This is a genomic window from Catenulispora rubra (assembly GCF_015356825.1).
Taxonomy (GTDB): domain Bacteria; phylum Actinomycetota; class Actinomycetes; order Streptomycetales; family Catenulisporaceae; genus Catenulispora; species Catenulispora rubra.
Window position 1 is genome coordinate 67,509 of sequence record NZ_JAACYW010000003.1, and the last position, 17,880, is coordinate 85,388.

General features: G+C 65.5%; 17 protein-coding genes and 1 pseudogene. 5 read left to right on the forward strand and 13 right to left on the reverse strand.

Annotation, left to right across the window (positions count from 1 at the left end):
* Nucleotides 1-4 precede the first annotated feature (4 nt).
* The 3 genes from GWK61_RS02235 to GWK61_RS02245 all read left to right on the forward strand — a co-directional run bounded on the left by GWK61_RS02235 (nucleotide 5) and on the right by GWK61_RS02245 (nucleotide 2,231).
* The gene (locus GWK61_RS02235) at nucleotides 5-790 is read left to right on the forward strand and encodes a neprosin family prolyl endopeptidase (protein WP_194904338.1); all 786 of its coding nucleotides are present in this window, start codon (nucleotides 5-7) and stop codon (nucleotides 788-790) included.
* A 206-nt stretch (nucleotides 791-996) separates the two neighbouring features.
* Complete coding sequence (locus GWK61_RS02240; protein ID WP_194904340.1) at nucleotides 997-1,692, forward strand: thioredoxin family protein; 696 nt, start codon at nucleotides 997-999, stop codon at nucleotides 1,690-1,692.
* The gene (locus tag GWK61_RS02245) at nucleotides 1,689-2,231 is read left to right on the forward strand and encodes a hypothetical protein (protein WP_194904341.1); all 543 of its coding nucleotides are present in this window, start codon (nucleotides 1,689-1,691) and stop codon (nucleotides 2,229-2,231) included. The genes GWK61_RS02240 and GWK61_RS02245 overlap by 4 nt, the downstream gene beginning before the upstream one ends.
* Before the next feature lie 47 nt (nucleotides 2,232-2,278).
* Here the strand turns inward: GWK61_RS02245 and GWK61_RS02250 are convergent, their stop codons facing one another.
* Complete coding sequence (locus GWK61_RS02250) at nucleotides 2,279-2,665, reverse strand: hypothetical protein (protein ID WP_194904343.1); 387 nt, start codon at nucleotides 2,663-2,665, stop codon at nucleotides 2,279-2,281.
* Nucleotides 2,666-2,924: 259 nt separating this feature from the next.
* Between GWK61_RS02250 and GWK61_RS02255 the strand changes: the two genes are divergently transcribed.
* Complete coding sequence (locus tag GWK61_RS02255; RefSeq protein WP_194904344.1) at nucleotides 2,925-3,500, forward strand: AAA family ATPase; 576 nt, start codon at nucleotides 2,925-2,927, stop codon at nucleotides 3,498-3,500.
* 51 nt (nucleotides 3,501-3,551) lie between these two features.
* Here the strand turns inward: GWK61_RS02255 and GWK61_RS02260 are convergent, their stop codons facing one another.
* Entirely contained in the window at nucleotides 3,552-4,100 is a 549-nt protein-coding gene (locus GWK61_RS02260; RefSeq protein ID WP_194904346.1) for a hypothetical protein, read from the reverse strand.
* A 186-nt stretch (nucleotides 4,101-4,286) separates the two neighbouring features.
* On the opposite strand from GWK61_RS02260, the gene GWK61_RS02265 reads away from it, so the two are divergent.
* Nucleotides 4,287-4,826 (forward strand): hypothetical protein, encoded by a 540-nt coding sequence (locus tag GWK61_RS02265; protein ID WP_194904348.1) that lies wholly within the window; start codon nucleotides 4,287-4,289, stop codon nucleotides 4,824-4,826.
* A 145-nt stretch (nucleotides 4,827-4,971) separates the two neighbouring features.
* Here GWK61_RS02265 and GWK61_RS60515 read toward each other — a convergent pair.
* From GWK61_RS60515 to GWK61_RS02320, 11 genes and pseudogenes are all read right to left on the reverse strand, one after another.
* Nucleotides 4,972-5,331 (reverse strand): annotated as a pseudogene (locus GWK61_RS60515) (ASCH domain-containing protein).
* A 444-nt stretch (nucleotides 5,332-5,775) separates the two neighbouring features.
* The gene (locus GWK61_RS02275) at nucleotides 5,776-6,438 is read right to left on the reverse strand and encodes a hypothetical protein (RefSeq protein WP_194904351.1); all 663 of its coding nucleotides are present in this window, start codon (nucleotides 6,436-6,438) and stop codon (nucleotides 5,776-5,778) included.
* A 32-nt stretch (nucleotides 6,439-6,470) separates the two neighbouring features.
* Nucleotides 6,471-9,155 (reverse strand): S1 family peptidase, encoded by a 2,685-nt coding sequence (locus GWK61_RS02280; RefSeq protein ID WP_194904353.1) that lies wholly within the window; start codon nucleotides 9,153-9,155, stop codon nucleotides 6,471-6,473.
* A complete protein-coding gene (locus GWK61_RS02285) occupies nucleotides 9,148-9,549 on the reverse strand; it encodes a CU044_2847 family protein (RefSeq protein ID WP_194904355.1) in 402 nt (133 codons plus the stop codon). Before GWK61_RS02285 ends, GWK61_RS02280 begins: the two co-directional genes overlap by 8 nt.
* Before the next feature lie 237 nt (nucleotides 9,550-9,786).
* The gene (locus tag GWK61_RS02290) at nucleotides 9,787-10,788 is read right to left on the reverse strand and encodes a hypothetical protein (protein WP_194904357.1); all 1,002 of its coding nucleotides are present in this window, start codon (nucleotides 10,786-10,788) and stop codon (nucleotides 9,787-9,789) included.
* The gene (locus GWK61_RS02295) at nucleotides 10,724-11,338 is read right to left on the reverse strand and encodes an NUDIX domain-containing protein (protein ID WP_228561621.1); all 615 of its coding nucleotides are present in this window, start codon (nucleotides 11,336-11,338) and stop codon (nucleotides 10,724-10,726) included. The genes GWK61_RS02290 and GWK61_RS02295 overlap by 65 nt, the downstream gene beginning before the upstream one ends.
* Nucleotides 11,284-11,568 (reverse strand): hypothetical protein, encoded by a 285-nt coding sequence (locus GWK61_RS02300; RefSeq protein WP_194904359.1) that lies wholly within the window; start codon nucleotides 11,566-11,568, stop codon nucleotides 11,284-11,286. The genes GWK61_RS02295 and GWK61_RS02300 overlap by 55 nt, the downstream gene beginning before the upstream one ends.
* Nucleotides 11,569-11,849: 281 nt before the next feature.
* Entirely contained in the window at nucleotides 11,850-12,695 is an 846-nt protein-coding gene (locus GWK61_RS02305; RefSeq protein ID WP_194904361.1) for a helix-turn-helix domain-containing protein, read from the reverse strand.
* Nucleotides 12,696-12,705: 10 nt separating this feature from the next.
* A complete protein-coding gene (locus GWK61_RS02310; protein ID WP_194904364.1) occupies nucleotides 12,706-13,230 on the reverse strand; it encodes a DUF6879 family protein in 525 nt (174 codons plus the stop codon).
* Nucleotides 13,231-13,251: 21 nt separating this feature from the next.
* Nucleotides 13,252-13,482, reverse strand: a complete 231-nt coding sequence (locus GWK61_RS02315) for a hypothetical protein (protein ID WP_194904366.1) — start codon at nucleotides 13,480-13,482, stop codon at nucleotides 13,252-13,254.
* Between the two features lie 155 nt (nucleotides 13,483-13,637).
* The gene (locus tag GWK61_RS02320; RefSeq protein ID WP_194904368.1) at nucleotides 13,638-17,723 is read right to left on the reverse strand and encodes a hypothetical protein; all 4,086 of its coding nucleotides are present in this window, start codon (nucleotides 17,721-17,723) and stop codon (nucleotides 13,638-13,640) included.
* Nucleotides 17,724-17,880 lie beyond the last annotated feature (157 nt).

Genomic DNA, 17,880 nt, shown 5'->3' on the forward strand with positions numbered 1-17,880 from the left:
CCCCATGCTCGTGAAGAAAGCCCCCAGCCGCTACCGGGCACGAATAGCCGCTGCCCTGCTCTCGGCCGCCACGCTCGGCGCGACGGTCCTCCTGCCCGCCGACAGCGCGAGCGCCGCGCAGTGCTGGTACGGATCCTGCTTCAGCTACGTCACCGGACGGCAGTACACGAATACCACCGGCGCCACGGTCACCATGTCCGTCGCCGCCCCGGCCGGCATCCCCGCGAACGGCCACTCGCTCCAGGAACTCTCCCTGCAGACGACCGGCGGCACCACCACCGCCGACACCATCGAAATCGGATGGACCGTCGACCCCGGCACCAACGGCGACTACCAGCCGCACTTGTTCGTCTTCCACTGGATCAACGGCCAACCCACCTGCTACAACGGCTGCGGCTTCGTCCAGGTCTCCTCGACGGTACGAGCCGGCATGGCTCTGCCGTCCGGCACCTCCGCCAGCTTCGCCCTGATCAACTACAGCGGCAACTGGTGGGCCTACTACAACAACGTCCCATTCGGGTACTTCCCAGGGTCGGAATGGGGCGGAGCCTTCACAACCGCCCAGACGGTCTCCGCCTTCGGTGAAGTCGCCGCGGACTCACAGCCCAGCTGCGCCCAGATGGGCGACGGAGCCTACGGCAGCAGCGGCGGAGCCTCCTCGATCTCCAACTACCAGATCTACGGCACCAGCGACCAGCCCTACTTCACAGTCACCGCGACCGATCCGAACTACTACAACTACGGATACGCCACCGCGACGTCCTTCCAACTCGGCGGACCCGGCTGCTAGCCAGGTCCTGAGAACCCGGGCAATAACTCGTACCGATTGCTCCGGCGGCTGTGTCGCGCCCCTGCGCGACACAGCCGCCGACGCTTGAAGTGCCCGGCCGCGACTCGACGAAAAATGTGACCTGCTGCGCTCCCGCGAGTCCCCCTTGTGGACCACGAACCGGCCAGCACGTGCCGGATCGACGCGGCTCTTCAAGGAGTTCTCCGATGCGCAAGACCATGACAGCCCTCACCATCAGCGCACTCGCCATCGCACTTGCAGGCTGCGCCTCCACCGCCACACCGCAGCCGGCGGCGGCCGGGTCTGACGCTTCCTCGCAGACCACCGACACCGCGACCACCTCGCAGCCGTCCACACCGACACCGATCACGGTCACGACCTTCACGTCGTCGACGCCGACAGCACGCCCTACGGCTACTCCACCAACGCATAGGACGACTTCTTCACCGGCCCGGGCGAAATCCACCACCGCCCCCTCAGCCCCTCAGAGCACGCCGACGCCCGGAACCGCTCCGACATCTTTCGGCTACTCCCCCACCGCGAACGCGAAAGCCGAGATCGACGCCGCACGCGCCGCGGCCAGGGCCGACGGCCGCGAAGTCCTCCTGGACTTCGGCGCCAGCTGGTGCGGCAACTGCGTCGCTATGGACGCCGCCTTCCACACCCCGCGGGTCCGAGCCGAACTGGCGTCCTCCTACCACCTGGTACAGGTCGACGTGGACGTCGACGCCAACATGGGCTTGCTCGGGCAGTACGCGCCCAACAACTCCGGCGGCTACGGCCTGCCCGTGATCATCGTCCTGAGCCCCACCGGAACCACCCGCGTCGACACCGACAAGAGCGGTAATCCCAGCTTCGACTCAGGGTCCTTCCTGACGTTCCTGAAGAAGTGGGCCCTGTGAAGCCCTCTCGTGTCGCGATCGCGTCCAGCGCCGCGGCCCTGACACTCGCAGCCGGCACGGGGTACCTGGCACTCCATCGGGAGGGAAGCCACAGCGGCACCTCGCGCGTCGCGCAATTCTCCGAATCCGGCGTGATAGTAGTGGTGAACGTCAAGGACCGGACCGCGACCCGCGCCAGCCTCGCGGTCACGTTCACACCCGACCGCCCAGGCTTCCACCTGTACAGCATCGATCTTCCACCGAACGGGATCCAGGGCGTCGGCCGACCGACCAGCGTCACGACGCAAGGCGTGCTGCACGCAGCCGGCCCGGAGAGCGCCGAGACCACAGTGACCACGCTGCCCTTGGCAGGCACAGACCTGACCTTGCCCGTCTACCCCGACGGCCCGGTGACAGTCGACCTCCCCGTCACCATCGACGGCGCCGGCCAGGCCACGGTCCTCATCGGCTACGCCGCTTGCAGCCCACAGACGTGTCTGCCGCCGGTCAGTGGGTACCAGATCCCGATGTTCGTCACCGATCATGCGATATCGGGCTAGGTACGGCGCCAGCCGGTATGGCCCAGGTGGAGAATCCCTCGACCACGTCAACGCGCGGCCGACACCGCCTGGTCTGCCGCTGTCACGACCGCCCGGCGGGGTGGCCAGGTGGTTTCCTGCAGGTGCCGGCCGACACCAACCTGAGGAGGCTCGATACTCCACCGCAACGCACCGTCTTCGATCACAGCAGCGAAAACGACATCATGTCCGTTCGTTCGCAGCATCCGCCCGGCCTCGGCCGCCATCGTGAGGAACGTACGAGCGAGGATGCCCTCACCGAGCGGCTCGGCTGTCCTGACAACATCGCGGAGGTCGGCGGGGTCGTCCTGAGTCCGGACGGCGAGACTGACGCCGTCCCGGTCGACGAATTCGACGATCCGATCAAAACGCAGAAGCTTGTCGCGCTCCTCGGTGGCCACCCACACATGCGCCATGCTTCACCGTCCCATCTTCGGTAACTGATCTTTTGCAAGCTTGCCAGGACAGTTGTCTCCGCCGTGGCAGGCGTGCCCGTGTTGCCGACGCCGAGCGTCCAGCGGGCCACGGACCGCACTGCGGTGCACCTCGCCGAAGCCGCGGTCCACAGGTACCAGGCGACCGGCTCATAATCGGCCGGTACGGTATCGGCGGTGACCAGCGAAAGCGCAGAAAATACGTGGGGACTGCGCTGCCCGGCCGATACCGTACCGAACCATGGCTCGTTTGATCGTCGTCACCGGGATCCCGGCGTCGGGCAAGACCACAGTCGCCGCAGCGCTGGCGCAGCGCTCCACTCGGGCAGTGGTCGTCGATGGCGACACGATCCGCGCGATGGTTGTCAGCGGCTACGTCGATATGGCACGTGATCCAAGCGAAGAGGCGTTGCGGCAACTTCGGCTGCGCTATCAGGCTTCACTCGCAGTCGCCCACGTCTACCTGCAAGCAGGCTTCGACGTTGTCTTCAACGACAACGTCCTCGGGCCGTTGCTTGACGAACTGCCCGGCCTGGTGCCGTGCGACCAGTTCCACCTCGTCGTGCTGAATCCCGGCCCCGAGGTCATCCGTGACCGCGACCGGGAGCGAGAGAAGACCGCGTACACCGCCGAGAACGGCAGCTTTGACTGGCTTCGTGAAGTCCTCGCGAACGAGACGCCGCGCCTCGGCCTGTGGCTCGACACCTCCCATCAAACCCCTGACGAGTCCGCCGACGTCATCATCGCGAAACTCGACGAGTCTCTGATCTCTACCAACATCATCCGCAGCGGACGCTGGCCGCGGTCTGGCAGCTGATCGCAGTTCCACCAGCGGTTCGCTGTTCCCGCAGGAGGCAAGCAAGCCAGCTCACAGTTCATCGATGTAGTCCAAGAGCGGCGCGACATCGACCTCTACGCCATACCAGTCGGCACGTTGTGTCAGCTCGACCACAACTTCCCGAAGGGCTGAAGCGGTGTAACCGTCAAACTCAAGCTGCTGAACCTCGTCCTGCAAAATGTGCCGTGCACGCTCGGCGGCCACAACACGGACCTCGTCGGTTCTCATCACTTCAGGCAAGTCCTCGTAGGAATCCAGGTCTCGGAGCGCACGGGCATCCCCTACTGCCGCAAGAACGAGTTTCGCCACGATGTCGTCACGGCTTGACTCAACAGGAGCCGACATGCGGCTGAGCTGCCGAGCGAGTCTCAGCGCGCTGCTGCAGTCCAGAGGACCCGCCCGAAGCTCGCCAGTTGGCGCGCCAACCACTTCCCAGAGCCAGTCGGTCTCTTGCGATTCGGCGTAGAGCTGGAGCAGGGCGGCCGCGTCACACAATCGGAGCAGCATCGAGTTGCTCGTGCGGTCTGCACGCACCATCCAGTCGTCCCATAGGCCCAGGAGCGGCCCGATCGTGCTCATCTGGGCGCCGAGACCTGGCTAACACCGCCTTCATCGCCCCCGAGCAATTGAACGCCGCCGTCCGCCGCAGACTGCGCGAAATCCAGTACCGGCCCTGGCTCATCGACGGGGCACTTGTCGGTACCAGGCTGGTCATCCGGACCGAACCGTCATGACCACATCAGCAGGATCGGTAGCCTGTTCGATGTGGAATCCAACGGAGCTGCATGGGACCCCGTCAGCGTTCTGTCCGATGCGGATCGTGAATACTTCTTCGACCGGTGGGACGACCTGGGCGATCTGAACGTGCCCGGGCCGTTCTACACTGGTGTGACCGACAACTGCTGGACAGGTCGGCTGCACGCGCCACACAACGTGATCTACGGCGGCAAGTACTTCTCGGAGTATGTCTTCCGCCAACCACGCGACACGGACGAGGTCGCGGGCCTGGTACTGGCAGCCCAGGAAGACCCGTTCGCGGGATACGCGAGCAACGGGGACGAGCACTGGAGCCCTGACGCTGTCCGCTCCTGGTGGCAGAACCGAGACCGCGTAGTCGACAGCTTGTTTGCGAGCCTGAACAGGTTGGACACCGAGGACGATAACGAGTCCGGCGACGCAGCTCAGGGATTACGACAATTCCTTAGCTACCTTGAGACCGGGCTCGAAGCTGACCTTCGCGCTTACATCTTCAGACTAGAGACCGGACGCTATCCAACGCCTGATCAACGCCTGCCGAAGCTTTGACCCCTTCGGTCTCGTGGGACTTCCACCAGTCGGCCGACATCACCCCTTGAAGGTCAGTAGTGCAGTCCCGCCAAATATCTTGATGCCTTGGTGAGACGCTCGGCGTCCCGGCAAGGCGCCAAAGCAGTCCGTAGGTTGACTGCCGTCAGACAAGTTCGATCTCGATGGCCAGAACTCCTAGGGCCTCCTTCTCCGGGCCGTAGATCCTGCGGATGTTGGCGAGTTGCTGCTCACGCGGGCTGTCGGGGTTGACCCGTGCCGGGCCCCCGGTGTCGAGCATCTACTCGAAAGAGGCGTAGCGGGCGACGCGTTTAACGCGTGTCAGGACGTCGTCGGTGCCGCAGATGAAGCGGATGTGGTCGCCGGCGGCCAGGCTGCGCAGGTTGGGGTACTGGACGCGGATCTCGATGGTCTTGCGGCCTGAGGCGACCAGGTCGAAGTAGCGCCGGTAGAGGTTCATCTCGCGGGCACGCACGCCGGTCTCGGTGCGGGGTCGGTCGTTCATCAGGCAGTCGATCTCCAGGGTCGTGTACGAGCGGTAGAAATGTTCGGGGTCCGACAGCATGCGGCCCAACAGCCAGACCCATCGCATCGACGTAGTCGTCGACGGCGCCAGCCCAAGCGGTCGCGTCCAGCATCGAGAGCGGGGCAATGGAGCTATCCGGCTGTCACGGACGACCTCTTCGCGAAAAGTCTTCGCGATGTCTCCCGGCGACGTTCGGCGTGATTCACTTACGCTCGAGCTGATGGGTGCACCCGCCGGCGAGGCCGCGATCCGGCCAGCGCTTTCGGCGGCCGTCTACGGCCGACAAACTGCCTCGAAGAAGACCGCGCATCGGACCCGAGAGGATTCGGGGCGGCGCCATGTCCTCGGCTTATCCATCGGCGCCTCCGTGTCGGGCTTCGAGCTCGAACATCTGGGTCAGGTCTCGCATGTGTATGGGTTTTCTCAAGCCTCATCAGCCTCTGCCCCGGCGGCCCATCCCTTACGGCTGGCGCCGGGCAACGACCGGGCCAGTTCCTCGATGACTTCAATGATGGAGTCCTGGACCATGCGAGCAGCCGCCGGATTCGTGTTCGCCCTCACCGCGAGAGCGTTCCACGCCGCAGCAATGGGTCTCCACCAGTCATCGTGCTGTACCAACTGGTCTGCCAGGGCTCGATAGCCGTCCAGCCTCGCCGCCATTTGTGACGGGTCCGTCAGTTCAGGGTGCCGTTCCACGTGATCGATGAGCATCAGTGTCGGGTCGCTATACAGCAGCGACTTGAGCTGCTGCAGCTGCCTTACCCGGCGCTGATCAGCGCGCAAGGCAGCTGCAGCCTCGGCGCCATCGCCATCGATTTTTAGACGTATCGTCGCGACGAGGTCCCGATAGTAGCCGTGTGGGCTGTTCAGGCCAGCGCCGATGGCGGAGTTCATCTCGTCTTCCGCTACCTGGGCCTGATCGGCATCATGGCTCGCGGCGACGAGCCATGTGGCCGCATAAAGATCAGTTCGCACAACGGCCTCAGGATTGCTATGCCGCCTACGCCCAGGCCGCCAGGTGCCTGCGACAACCGCGGTGAACTCGTACCCGTCGGTTGCGGATGGCAGGATCATCTCGACGGTCACCGAGCGAGACCGGCGGACGCGCCAAGACCTGGTCACGCTTGCATCGCCGAGGCTCGCAGCGCCCGCCGAGCCCGACGTTCCTGCTCGTAGGCCTCATTGAGGTCCTTAACCAGGTCGCGGCCTGCATCGACGGCGGCCTGAGCAAGGCTGCCAGCAGACGTGAACAACGCGAATGCCGCCCCCATCGCACCGACTGCTTTTGTCAACCTACGTACCATGGCGACATACCATTCGTCGTGCCCACTACAGCTGGTGACGCAGTCGGTCAGCGGTCGGCGCGCCCACTCAGCCTCGTCCAGGGCACGTAGCAGTTCTGCGAACGTGTCGGAGACCGCCGGGTCGTCTTCGTCGACTGTGCACAACCAGGGGATGTCTTCTCGGTCAGCGGACAGCAAGGCCGCGAAGGCCACCACCGAGGAGGGCTTGCGCGGCCGTGCGCGGAACCAGGCCTCCGCGGTATGCCGAAACCACACCGACAAGTCCGGGTCAGCGGCGGCCTCAGCAAGGATCTCCAACAAGTTCGCCAAAGTTTCGGGCGTCGCCGACCCGGCAGAACGGGTAGGAGGCTGGGAACGGCCAGGGTTGTCCCCATGGTCGGCTGTGCGGCGTAGCCGGGTCAGCGCCACCTCGCGACGGTCGCCGGTGAGCATGCCTCGGCACACCGCATGCACCGTCGGGTGCATTCTGGGCTGGCCGGCCCACGTGTATAGCAGCGCCTCACTGCTGCGCCTCAGGTGCGGGTCCGTGACGGCTCTGGCCATGACTTGTTGCAGGAGATCGTGGCGTCCATATTCGGTGACGATGTCCACCAGGTACTTCGATACGAAGTCTTGGTCCTGCAAGCCGATGACGAGTTCGCACAGCCAATCCACCGCCTGGATTGTCCGCCGCGAATCCGTCCCGGCGCGCCGGACGATCCAGCGCGCCATAGGGACGCGGGTGTCGTCATAGGACTTCCACACGTAGCGCACGATCGCGGCCGCACGCCCCGGTTCGATCAAGGTGACGCTGCCGTCGGCGTTCACCCTGGCGTCCATCGCGGCAAGATCTGCGTGCAGCCCGGGCTCGGACAAGTGCTGCCAAGCAGTCTCTGCCGTCAGCGCCTCGGAGGACGGACGGCCCATATCAGTCGCGAGATCGGTAGCGAGCGCGTTCAGGTCTCCCAGTTGGGCTGAACCCTCTAGGCACACGGCCAACAGCCGCACGCGGCCGTCGGGGCTGAGCGCTCCAACCGCACCAGGTGCGGCGAAGAGCGCGTTCAGGTGTTCCTCGTAGTCGTCCAGCTGTACGGCCACGGACTCGGCGATGGTCCGCAGAGCATGATCCGTGAACTGCGGTGTCCCATCATGGGCCGACACCACCCGCGAATAGCGTGCTGCCTCGGCAAGGATCTGCTTGACAGCGACACCTGCTCGGGCAGCAGTGCGCCCGGCGAGTAGGTCAGTGACAGCCTTGTCGTTGGCGACTGCGACCAGTTGAGCATCGGCTTGGGCCAGGTGTGCGGCTACGATCTTCGCCGCGTCTGGGCTTTCCTTCAGATGGATGACGGCGACCTCGCTGGGGGCTTCAGCGGCGCACCGACGCCAGATCTGCTCACTCATGGTGATCACCAGTTGTGAATGGCGTCCGGCGAGCTCCGCGGCATAACCGCGTAAGGATGCCAGCAGTTCGCTGCTGGGTGTATCACGTGAAGGATCGCGCAGGTCCAAGACGTATCCCGTGCGCACGGCGAGCGGCAGATGTTTAGGCTGAAGCTCGCCGATATCCGGCAGCTGCAGATGACTGATCGTGTCGATGTCGATGCGCCCATGCGAAGCAAGCAGGCGCTCGGCAAAGGTGGTCGCACCGACGCCGTCGGCAGCGGCAACAACCACGATCCGCATGTCGATGAGGGCAGCCGCGCCGGTCTCAAAGCACGGCGTCCACGCCGAGGACTCGACCCAACGCTGATCCGCCCAAGCCTGATCGCGGTTGCGGCTGCTCGCGCCCATCCACAGCGTCGGATCGGGAGCGCGATCTCGATCACTGCTGTCGTAAGGTGGGTCGGCGTGGCCAGCGAGCAGACCCATGAGAATCTCAACTCGCGCAGCCCAGCACAGTTCTGCAGCACTGACGTCGGCGGTGTCGCCCAACTTCTTCTTGAACATGCTGGTCTGGACTCCGATGACGGCGTCGTCACCAGCGCGCAAGAGCGGCGCGCCGCTGAACCCCGTGGTCGCCATCGGAAGTTGGCAACCCAGCATCACCACGTTGTCAGGCTTCTGGTCCAGACCGTTGACGCTGCCCTTCAGGGTCCGGTACTTGAACTCGCCGACGCCGACGTGGTCGGCATAGCCGATGGTGGTGAAGGCAGTCCCTGAAGCCTGCTTGTCGGAGGCCGCAAGCAACTCGACGCTGGCCTTGAGGCAATTGCTGCTACGAAGTACAGCCAGGTCGTTCTCGCGGTCGGCGGCCACCACCTCGGCGGTGAAGGACGGCTCGCCCGGAGGCATCGGCCTGATGCTGACCGTCCTGGACCCTTCAGGAGCACCGGCCTCGCGCGGGCCACCGACGTCCAGCGCAATCCCACTGTCGCGGCCCCATGTCTGTTCGATGACATGCCAAGCTGTGACCAGTATTCCTTCGGCTACCTGAAAGCAGGTACCAACCGGATTGCCCGCGCTATCGCCGACGATTCCCACGTAGTCCCGCCGGTCACGACCACCCCGCTCAGTCACGGTCTTCCCGAGCCTCTGGCTCTGCCACCGCTGCCGCGCTCGTGCCGGTCACCACGGATCCGCTGACACCAGCGCGGGCGTATGTGAGTTTGACATTCAACGTGGCCTCGGCACCGATGCCGGCGAGGATGACGTGGCCGTTTGCGGAGAACTTGATCCCGAACTGTATTTCCATCTGCTCCGGAGCCGACACCTTGGCGGCGATACGCGCGCCGGTAGCAGCGACCTGAGCCGCGATACGCTCGATCGCCTGCTGACTAGCAGCGAAAGCGTCAGCAACCGCCTCGACGGACCTACCCCTTCCAGCGGTATTCGTGATTCCCGACGGTGAGTCCGTGGTCTCGATCAGAACGGTGACACCGTCGATGTCACTCTCCAGGTATGGCTGCGCCACAGTCCCCCCTGTGCGCTCCGGTACCGCCCATACGCGGCGGCCCCCGTCTTTGAAGTCAGAACCCTGACTTACCTATTTGGTCATCATTGCGACACCTGTGGCGTTCGTCAATGGCGCCCGTCCGTATCAGCCGCCTTGCCTTCACGGGACGGCTCCAACATCACCACGCGAAGGGCCCGATCGAGCACGCTGGGGATTCACGGCGCCCGTGGCCGCGGAGCCGGAACAGCAAGCGAGTTACGTAGCGACGACGTAGGCGCCGCTACGAAAGAGCGCGGCGAATTCGCCAGGTCCATAGCGCTGGTCAAGCCAAGCCTGGAGCAGTCCTAAGTTCCCGTCGAGAGTCGCTCGGATGGTCAGGTGGTGCAGTTCGGCCGTTTCAGGGCCACCGATGTCGTTCAAGAACGCTGCGTAGGGTTTGGTTACGAGGCCTGCGTAGGCGCTCATCGAGGCCAGATATGGCATATCGCCCGCGATCGGCTCACGAGCGCCGATCGCGTCCAGGAATGCTGCGGCATCGGTGCCGTCAACCGGCGCAGCGAGACCGGCAGCCAACGTCGCGTCGCGGGCGATCGCGGCTGCCTCGCGATCGAAAGCGCCCTCCATGATAATGCCGAGGTTCCGCGTGCTCGCAGAGTCTTGAGGGTCGCGAGCGGAGTAAGTCTGGCCGGACTCCCGCCGGAAGTTGATCCCGTGCTGGTTGCGGTGAATGCCGTTGGTACCGAGGCGGAACGACCGGTAGGTGAGGTAGTGGAAGGTGTCATGGATGTACGCGTGGAGCAGGTCCAGTCCGATGATTCCTGGGGTGCAGGCCGTCGGTGCAGTGGTGTGCAGGTCCCCATATCGGCTGATGACCGCTGCTGCTTGAACGTAGCGGTACCCCGGAGCCTGGATGTCGTCGGGCGCGCGGTACGGAAGCAGCCGGTGGTGGAACCCGCCGTACGCGGGGGTGGTAGCGGAGACGGCGATGAACACGCGCTCCAGCGGCAGGAGCATCGTCTGGCCGAGGCCGGCCAGACGATCACGCGCCTTCTCGACGCCGGCCTCGAACACCTCGAGGTCCCGGCCAGACAGCGTACCCACCAGTGCGTCCATCGTGCCGAAGGCCAGGCGTGGGTAGCGCTCGGCGAGCCGGAGCGTGTGGCGCGGGTCGGCCCGGAAGCGGGCCAGGCGGTCATAGATCTCGCGCTTCTGGCGGGTTGATCCGGTCAGGTGCTCGTTCGGCGTGAGCACGGTCAACGTCGTCCCCCTTCATGAACCAATGGCGATGTTGGTCGATCAGGTCTCTGTGCGCGGGCAACAGCCCGTCGGGAAGTGCGTCGAGCTCGAAGAACTGTGCGTCGAGCACCTCTTTGGGGTCGGGCCGATAGGTCCCGCCGACGAACTCAGCCAGGAACGCGACTTCGGCGCGCAGCTTGAAGCCGGTGACCAGGAGTACCGGGCCCGGCTCGACTTTGACCTCGTAGCCGGTCTCCTCGTGCGCCTCCCGCACGACGGTGTCTTCCCACCGCTCACCAGACTCGGCGTAGCCGGTGACCAGGCCCCACGGTCGCGAAGGCTTCCACATGCGGCCCTTGATCAGGAGCACGCGACCTTCGGAGTCCCGGACCAGACCGGAGACCCCGACGATGAACTTCGACTGGGTGACCCACAAGATGCGCCACTGCACGCCCCCGGCGTGGCGACCGATGAAGGTCCAGATCCTCTCTCGCATGCTGGCTAGCCTGTCAGCCCTCAGCAGCCCGTCGCCGCGGAAACGCCGACCGCGCACGCCCGGCGAATCGCCCATCCACGCTGCGCTGCCTGCGAGCGAGCCGCACGCGTCGCCGCCGCAGCCTCCTCAACGAGTCGGGCGAAGTATCCGGGCTCGATGCGGGCACGGTTGTCGGGCGCGACCAATGACCGCGCCCCACCGCTCCAAGAGACGGTATAGAGGTTCGCGCCGCGGACTTCCACGACGATGCCCACACGGCCATCGCCCATGTCGATGCGGTCACCCACCGTTGCGGCGGCGGTCACGACGCCGCCTTCGGCCACAAGCACCCGGCCTCGTGCTGATCACGGATCTCGTTGGCGTGCTGAACCAGGCCGACCGTGTAGGGGCCGGCTTTGTAGCCACAGATGCAACGCACCATCCAACCGGACGGCCCAACTTGCTCTCGCGGAGTGCGCTCCACGACCGTGCCGACGATTTCGGTATCAATGGCGTAGGGGCTGGATGTAGAGGGCGTCATGGTTCTGACGGTGCCAGGCGTACAGGCCGGGCAGCCAGCGAAGTTGCACGAGTTGCGCGGGGCTTTTTACAACACCTCGATGGCTCGTGCAATCAGCCGGCGGGCATCGGGACCGTAGGCCGCCATGCCCGCCAGTCGCCGGAAGGCCCGTTCGTACACGTCCAAGTCCGACGGCGCGGTGACACTGATCGACGCCGACAGGGTCTCCTCCTTCACCAGTTCCCCGTCGAACATGTAGAAGGACTCCGTCGGCCACATCTCACGCACGGCCCCGAACGGAATCACCCCGAGAGCCACATACGGCTTCCCGAGAACCCCCAGCAGCACCCCCAACTGCTCCGCCATCACCTCCGCCGAACCGATCACGGTTCGCAGGACAGCCTCCTCCAGCAGAATCACAATGCGGTGATCGCCTTCGCGAAGCACCCGCGAGCGCTCCATGCGCGCCGCCACGGAGGCCTCTACATCGTCCGGCAGTCGACGGAACTCGGAAATCGTTCCGATCAGCGCCGTCGCGTAGGCGGGTGTCTGGAGCAGCGCAGGCACGACGTTCGAGGAGTAGAAGCGCAGGTGCTTGGTGCGCAGGTAGAGGGCCAGCCCGTCGACCTGCACCTGACGCATCCCACCTCGATGAAGCCTCTTCCACGTCACGTACGCCGAGGCGGCCGCAGAGTGCGCAGCCAGCAAGTCTCCGACTTGCTCTTCAGCATCGCAGGCAGCACACCACGCCCTGATGTCGTCCTCAGACGGCGGCGTGATGGCGTTCCGGATCCGAGACACCTTTGCCGGATGCCATCCACACGCCGCCGCCAACGCACGGCCGTTGAGGCGTGCGTCCTTCATGATCTCTTTCAGGCGGTCAGCGAGCGCTCTGCGCGCAGCCTGAGCGCTGGTGGATGGAAGCGGCGGCATGTGGAGACGGTCAGATAACGAACTGGTCGTGCTGGGTAGCCCGCGTCCACGCCGCCGCGAACGCGCTGGAGCACAGCTCAACGACCGAAGGCTCGGTGCGCTGCTCGAATCCGGGTTCACACCACCCACCGTCGCCATCGAACAGGTTGAACACAGCCGTGGCGTCGTCGAACAGCCAGAAGTCGTTACCAGGCAATGCGATGTCCGAAGCCAGCGGACGCGGCAGCCAGCGAACCTCTTCGCCAGCCTCGATGTTCAGCCCCGTACCTGCATAGAGGAACCGGCTGTAGAGCGACACGGGGACCGAAACGATCCGCACACGGCGCACCTTCACGCCTCGTTCGGTCGCCTCAGCCACTGCATTGAGCCAGCCCGCCCGGCGGCTTCGCTCCTCGTCCGTCGCCCTCGTCCCGCCGCCGGCAGCCTGCCACGCCGCCCACACCTGAGACTCTGTCGCCACGCCGTAGGCGTCGCGCATCTCCACGTGCAGGGCCGCCGCGGTTGCCTTGCCCAGGTGGTCCCGGATCAGCGTCACAGGTCGTCTCTCCCACGGTGGCTAGGGCTGGGCAAGGAACTGGCGCATCCTGGCAGGAAGCCGGATGACCGTCTCGTGTGGCGGAACGTCAGTGGAGTGTCCAGGACTCGACCCCGCCTCGACGCACGCGGCCAGAGTGGCGGCGTCCGCACGATAGGACTGAATGATCAAATCCCCGTTCTCGTCCTCCCAGATGGTGGGTGAGCCATCATCGTCGGTGTCCGGATCGATCGCGATGAACCGCAGTGCCATGGTGCCCTCCGTGTCGTCGGCAGTGCAGGACATTGAGAAGGGTTGCACCAGATCCGCACCGCGGCCAGATTTCGTTGCACGGATTGCACACGTGTCGATTTTGAACGCTTCCAGTGGAACCTTCGGAGATTCGGCGAGTCCCGACAGGGCCAGATCTACTGGCCTGGCCCCTGCGGAGCCGGAACACGTTCGACTTCGACCGAGCGACGAGACCATTGGCTTGGGACGGGCAGGTTCGTGTTGATGATCAACACGCCGACCAAGGCCGGGTACCGCGGATCGGCCAAACCATGAAGCCGCGGCTTCAACCAGTCAATGTAGTTGTCGATGACCCCGGGAGGCGCGGCCTTGCGGCTGTGATCGAGTACGACCAGGACCGACAGTTGGCTGCCACGGCCGACGCCGTACTGGGTCGGCTGCCCGACGTAGCGGGCACAGTCGTCGACGGTGATCGGATTGCCGCGCGAGACCTTCAGCTCGGCGATGATGTCGTCATGGAGGAGGTCGTCGAATCCGCCCGCGACCCGATCACGGCGGGTCAGCCGACCGTCGATCTCGGGGTCGGCGAGCAACCAGCGCTCCAGCTCGTCGTGGAACTGGGCCTCGGTGACCCTGGTGCCGCGCTGGAAGACCTTCTTGAACATGATGGTCTGGGCCGCACGTACGCAAGCAGAAAAGAACCGACAGAACGCCCGTACGTCTTCCGCATCAAACATCGGCGCGTCGAGTGCGGCGAACATCGACAGGAGCCGGCCGTCGGTCTGCTCATGATCGGTGAGGGCGTCTCGGCTCGGATCGAACGGCCGTAGCTCGAGGCGGCTTAGGCCCGCCACCTCGATGCGCTCCTCACGACCTTCACCGATCAGTCGCACCTGCACCGGGCAGTCCAGTGGCGAAGCCATGATCGCCTGCTCAACGCTACAGTGCAATGGCGCCTCGCCGTTCAACATGACTCCGACATCGTCTACAGCACCGTCGACGATTTCAAACTCGTAGCGCGGAAGGGTCAGCGCATCTCGACCGAGAGTGGTGACCGGCTCGACGATGCACCGCTCAGCCCAGTCGGGCACATCCAACAGCCGGACAGTCATGCCCAGGTGATAGATCTCGCCGGGTCGTACGACGAGGACATCGGTGATGGGAACGTCGTGCATGGTGGCCACGCACACGGCTCGTGGCGGTGGAGCCGAGGGCATACTCGGAGCTCTGGACGCGAACTGCTCGGGAATCAGGCTGGTGCCAACGAGTGAAACCGGCACGGGGATGGCGGCGAGGCTCTGCCACGCCGCCTCGGCCGTCGCGGCATCGGCGGCCGCTTCGACTGCGGTCAGGATTTCGCGGAGACTACCCGGTTCCGTGTCTGGCGCCGCCTCCAGTTCGGACCGCAGGATATGGGCACGCCGCTGTGCTGCTTGCAGCAACAGAAGCGTCGTCGGGTCGGCGATGCGAAGTGCGGCGTCATACCGGAGTAGAAGCGCCGCGATCTCCCAGGCACTCGCGACTACCGCGCGCTGGGAACCGCTGGCGTGGGCGGCGGGCGCTGCACGGAGTCGTCCGGCCGCCGTATCCAGCACCTCGGCAATCACGGTCGGTTCGGGGGTAGTCGACGTACGAAGCACCGCCGCGACTGTCGCCGCGGTTCGTGTCGTGTCGACAACAGCACCGATCTGGCCGTCCCCCGTTGCTTCCGGGAACGACCGCTCCAGCGCGGTGACGGCCGTGTCCACTGCTGCGGCCAGCGTCGGCAACCGCGCGCCGTCCGCCGCCCCGTCGGCAAGCGCTTCGGCGAGTTCGGCACCGCGGGCGACGACACCAGAGAACGCTCGACCCGGCGCTCCTTCCGCGCCAGGTGGTTGCTCGATCTCGATCCGCCTGGCAAGGGTGGCGGCATCGGCCCACCGGCCGGCGGCCTGCAGGAGCTCGACCGGTTCAAGGGCACGCCGCCAGCGCGCGGAACCGTGCACCGTGCTCAGCTGCTCAATGTCAGCGAACGGGATGCCCGCGAGCACGCGCGGTCGGTCGAAAAGGGCTTGTAGGACGGGTTCACGGCGGGCGTTGTAGTCGTCGATCAGATCAGGACTGGCCGCAGTGGCCAGGGCTGCGCGTGTCCAGACCGGTTGGTCCTGTAGCTCGTCGGGCCACCACGCGGTGAGCAGCCGTTCCCGGTCATAGGCGGAGCAACGATCGACGTATCCGAGCGCGAAGGACAACCATTGCGTAGTCAGCGTCTCGTCAGGTTGCTGAAAGGCCAGTGACCTCAGCGACCATAGGGCTGACGCAAGCACCTCTGGGTGCCGGTTCGCCTGCGGCTGGGCATAGGTGACGATCCACTGAGCAACGCTGCGTAGCAGCCGTGGTGCCAACTCCCCAGGCATGCGGAGCTGGGGGATCTTCTCCAGCATGGCCCGGTGGACGATGACGTAGCTGTCGTCAAGCAGCGCGACAGACAACTCGGCCAACTCGGCGGGGAGTTGGTCGGCGACCCGCGCACACGCCGCCCACAGGCTGATGCCCGCGCACCGGACCAGCGGGGCGCCATCGCACAGGGCTGAGTACGTGATCGGCAATACGTCACGGAGCGTCTCGGCGGCTACCGCCGACTCCAGCACGTCCAACATCGCCACACGGGTCGTTCGATCCCGCTCCTCCTCACCAGTGGCCGCAGCGAACAGAGCCTGGGCCGCTGTGAGGACTGCATCAGGGTTCGCAGCTGCACACAGACCGATCGCCCCGGCGAGCCTGCGCCGGCGCGCATTACGCTGCATCCAGCGCCCAAAGCTCTCCATCTCCTGCAAGAACCGAGGACGCTCGTCTGACGCGGCGATAGTTACCGCGTCCGCTTGTGGTTCCGACAGCCTTAAGACTGCACCGAGAATCCCAGCGACGTGGGCGGCGACGGCATCAGGGATCTCGCGCGCAAGTGTTTGCAGATGATCGGCACTGCGGTCTGCGGGCTCCTCGCCCCAGTCACCGCCGGCGCGCAGAACGACGAACGCAATGGCCTGTGATGTCGCTTCAGGGGTGGCGTCCCAAGGCTCCCGGAACCGTTGCAGGAACCAGGGCACCCGGGCCAGCTGCGCGCGCGCCGGCTGACTCGTTACAGCGGCCACGGTCTCGACGATCCGCCGAGTCAACTCCGGGTCGTGGCGCCACCCTTCCGCCAATGCCCGAAGGGCAGCGCCAGCAGGATGAGGAGTTCCGGCGTAGCCGGCATCCTCTCCGCGAATACTCGCCGCCAGTGGCGGCCCGAGGGCCATGATCCGGGAGGCGTCGACGACGAGCAGTGCAGTTGCCGCTTCGGCACCGGCCTGGCGATTTTGCTCATCGTCGCTGGCCAAGTAAGTCATGATCTGTTCGGTCACCGCGGGAAGGTCGACACGAGACGCAGCCAGCAGGCCATCCACCGATACCGGCACGGCCCACGGCCCGTGATCTTCGCCCGACGCCAGCTCGATGAGGCCGCCGATGACGTCTGTCAGATCTGCCGCGCTCAAGTCCGGCTCCAGCAGCGCGAAAAGCCGCCCCGCCTCGACCGAGCGGTACTCCCCCAGCACCGCGACGGCGACGCCGACGGCTTGGCGAGGCGGACACCGACCAGCGCGAACCAAGGCACGCAGAGCCTCAAGAGCAACGGGATCGGCGGTGTCCACGGCCAGCTCGACCAGGCTGTCGACCAGCACGGGGCGAAACAGTTCAGGGGCAGCCCTGGCAGAGTCCAAGACATAGCGAACCGCCTGCTGCTCATGCGCGGTCAGCGGTCCCGTGCGCGGCTCGGAGTGGTCGATGCGGTCCAGAGCTTCACCCAGGTCCCGCACCACATGGCCCTCGCCGGCCAGCAGCCGACGGCGGCGTTCACCGCGCGTCCTGCAGCGTGCGGCACGCTCCTCGGCGGCGCGACGCGCCGCGTCCTCCCGTGCCTGCTCGGCGGTTGCCCATTCCGCTGACACCGTGGCGAGGTTGGGCAGCTCACCGGTCCCGTCACGGTGCACGCAGTTCGTGCAGTTGGCCAGGCAAAAGTCGACGGCCAGGTCAGTAGCCCGCGGGCTCTGGACCTGCGGCGGTGGAGCATGCTCACAGCGGATCTCAAATAGGCCGAGCGGCACGCCGAGCAACGACCCGGCGTAGCTGCTACCGCCGACCAGTTGCAAGCGGGCATGCCGACAATGCCGCCGCGTCAGCTCGATCGCCTCAGCGTTGGACTCGCCGAGTGCTGCCGTTTCATCGAATTCCTGCTCACGCACCTCTCAAGTACACCACCGGGGTGCGACAACCACTCCAGTTTTCGTACGACTCCATGCGTTGAGCTGGCGGATACGATTCGCAGAAATCGCCTTGTACCGCATGTCGCGAACAGCCTTAGGCGACGGGGCATCCGTGCCAGAAATTCCGATCGGGCAC

Coding starts and splice junctions, on each gene's coding strand:
- GWK61_RS02305 (WP_194904361.1), bottom strand. CDS start 12,695: ATGCCGCCGCTTCCATCCACCAGCGCTCAGGCTGCGCGCAGAGCGCTC.
- GWK61_RS02235 (WP_194904338.1), top strand. CDS start 5: ATGCTCGTGAAGAAAGCCCCCAGCCGCTACCGGGCACGAATAGCCGCT.
- GWK61_RS02240 (WP_194904340.1), top strand. CDS start 997: ATGCGCAAGACCATGACAGCCCTCACCATCAGCGCACTCGCCATCGCA.
- GWK61_RS02250 (WP_194904343.1), bottom strand. CDS start 2,665: ATGGCGCATGTGTGGGTGGCCACCGAGGAGCGCGACAAGCTTCTGCGT.
- GWK61_RS02295 (WP_228561621.1), bottom strand. CDS start 11,338: ATGGGCGATTCGCCGGGCGTGCGCGGTCGGCGTTTCCGCGGCGACGGG.
- GWK61_RS02260 (WP_194904346.1), bottom strand. CDS start 4,100: ATGAGCACGATCGGGCCGCTCCTGGGCCTATGGGACGACTGGATGGTG.
- GWK61_RS02315 (WP_194904366.1), bottom strand. CDS start 13,482: ATGGCACTGCGGTTCATCGCGATCGATCCGGACACCGACGATGATGGC.
- GWK61_RS02255 (WP_194904344.1), top strand. CDS start 2,925: ATGGCTCGTTTGATCGTCGTCACCGGGATCCCGGCGTCGGGCAAGACC.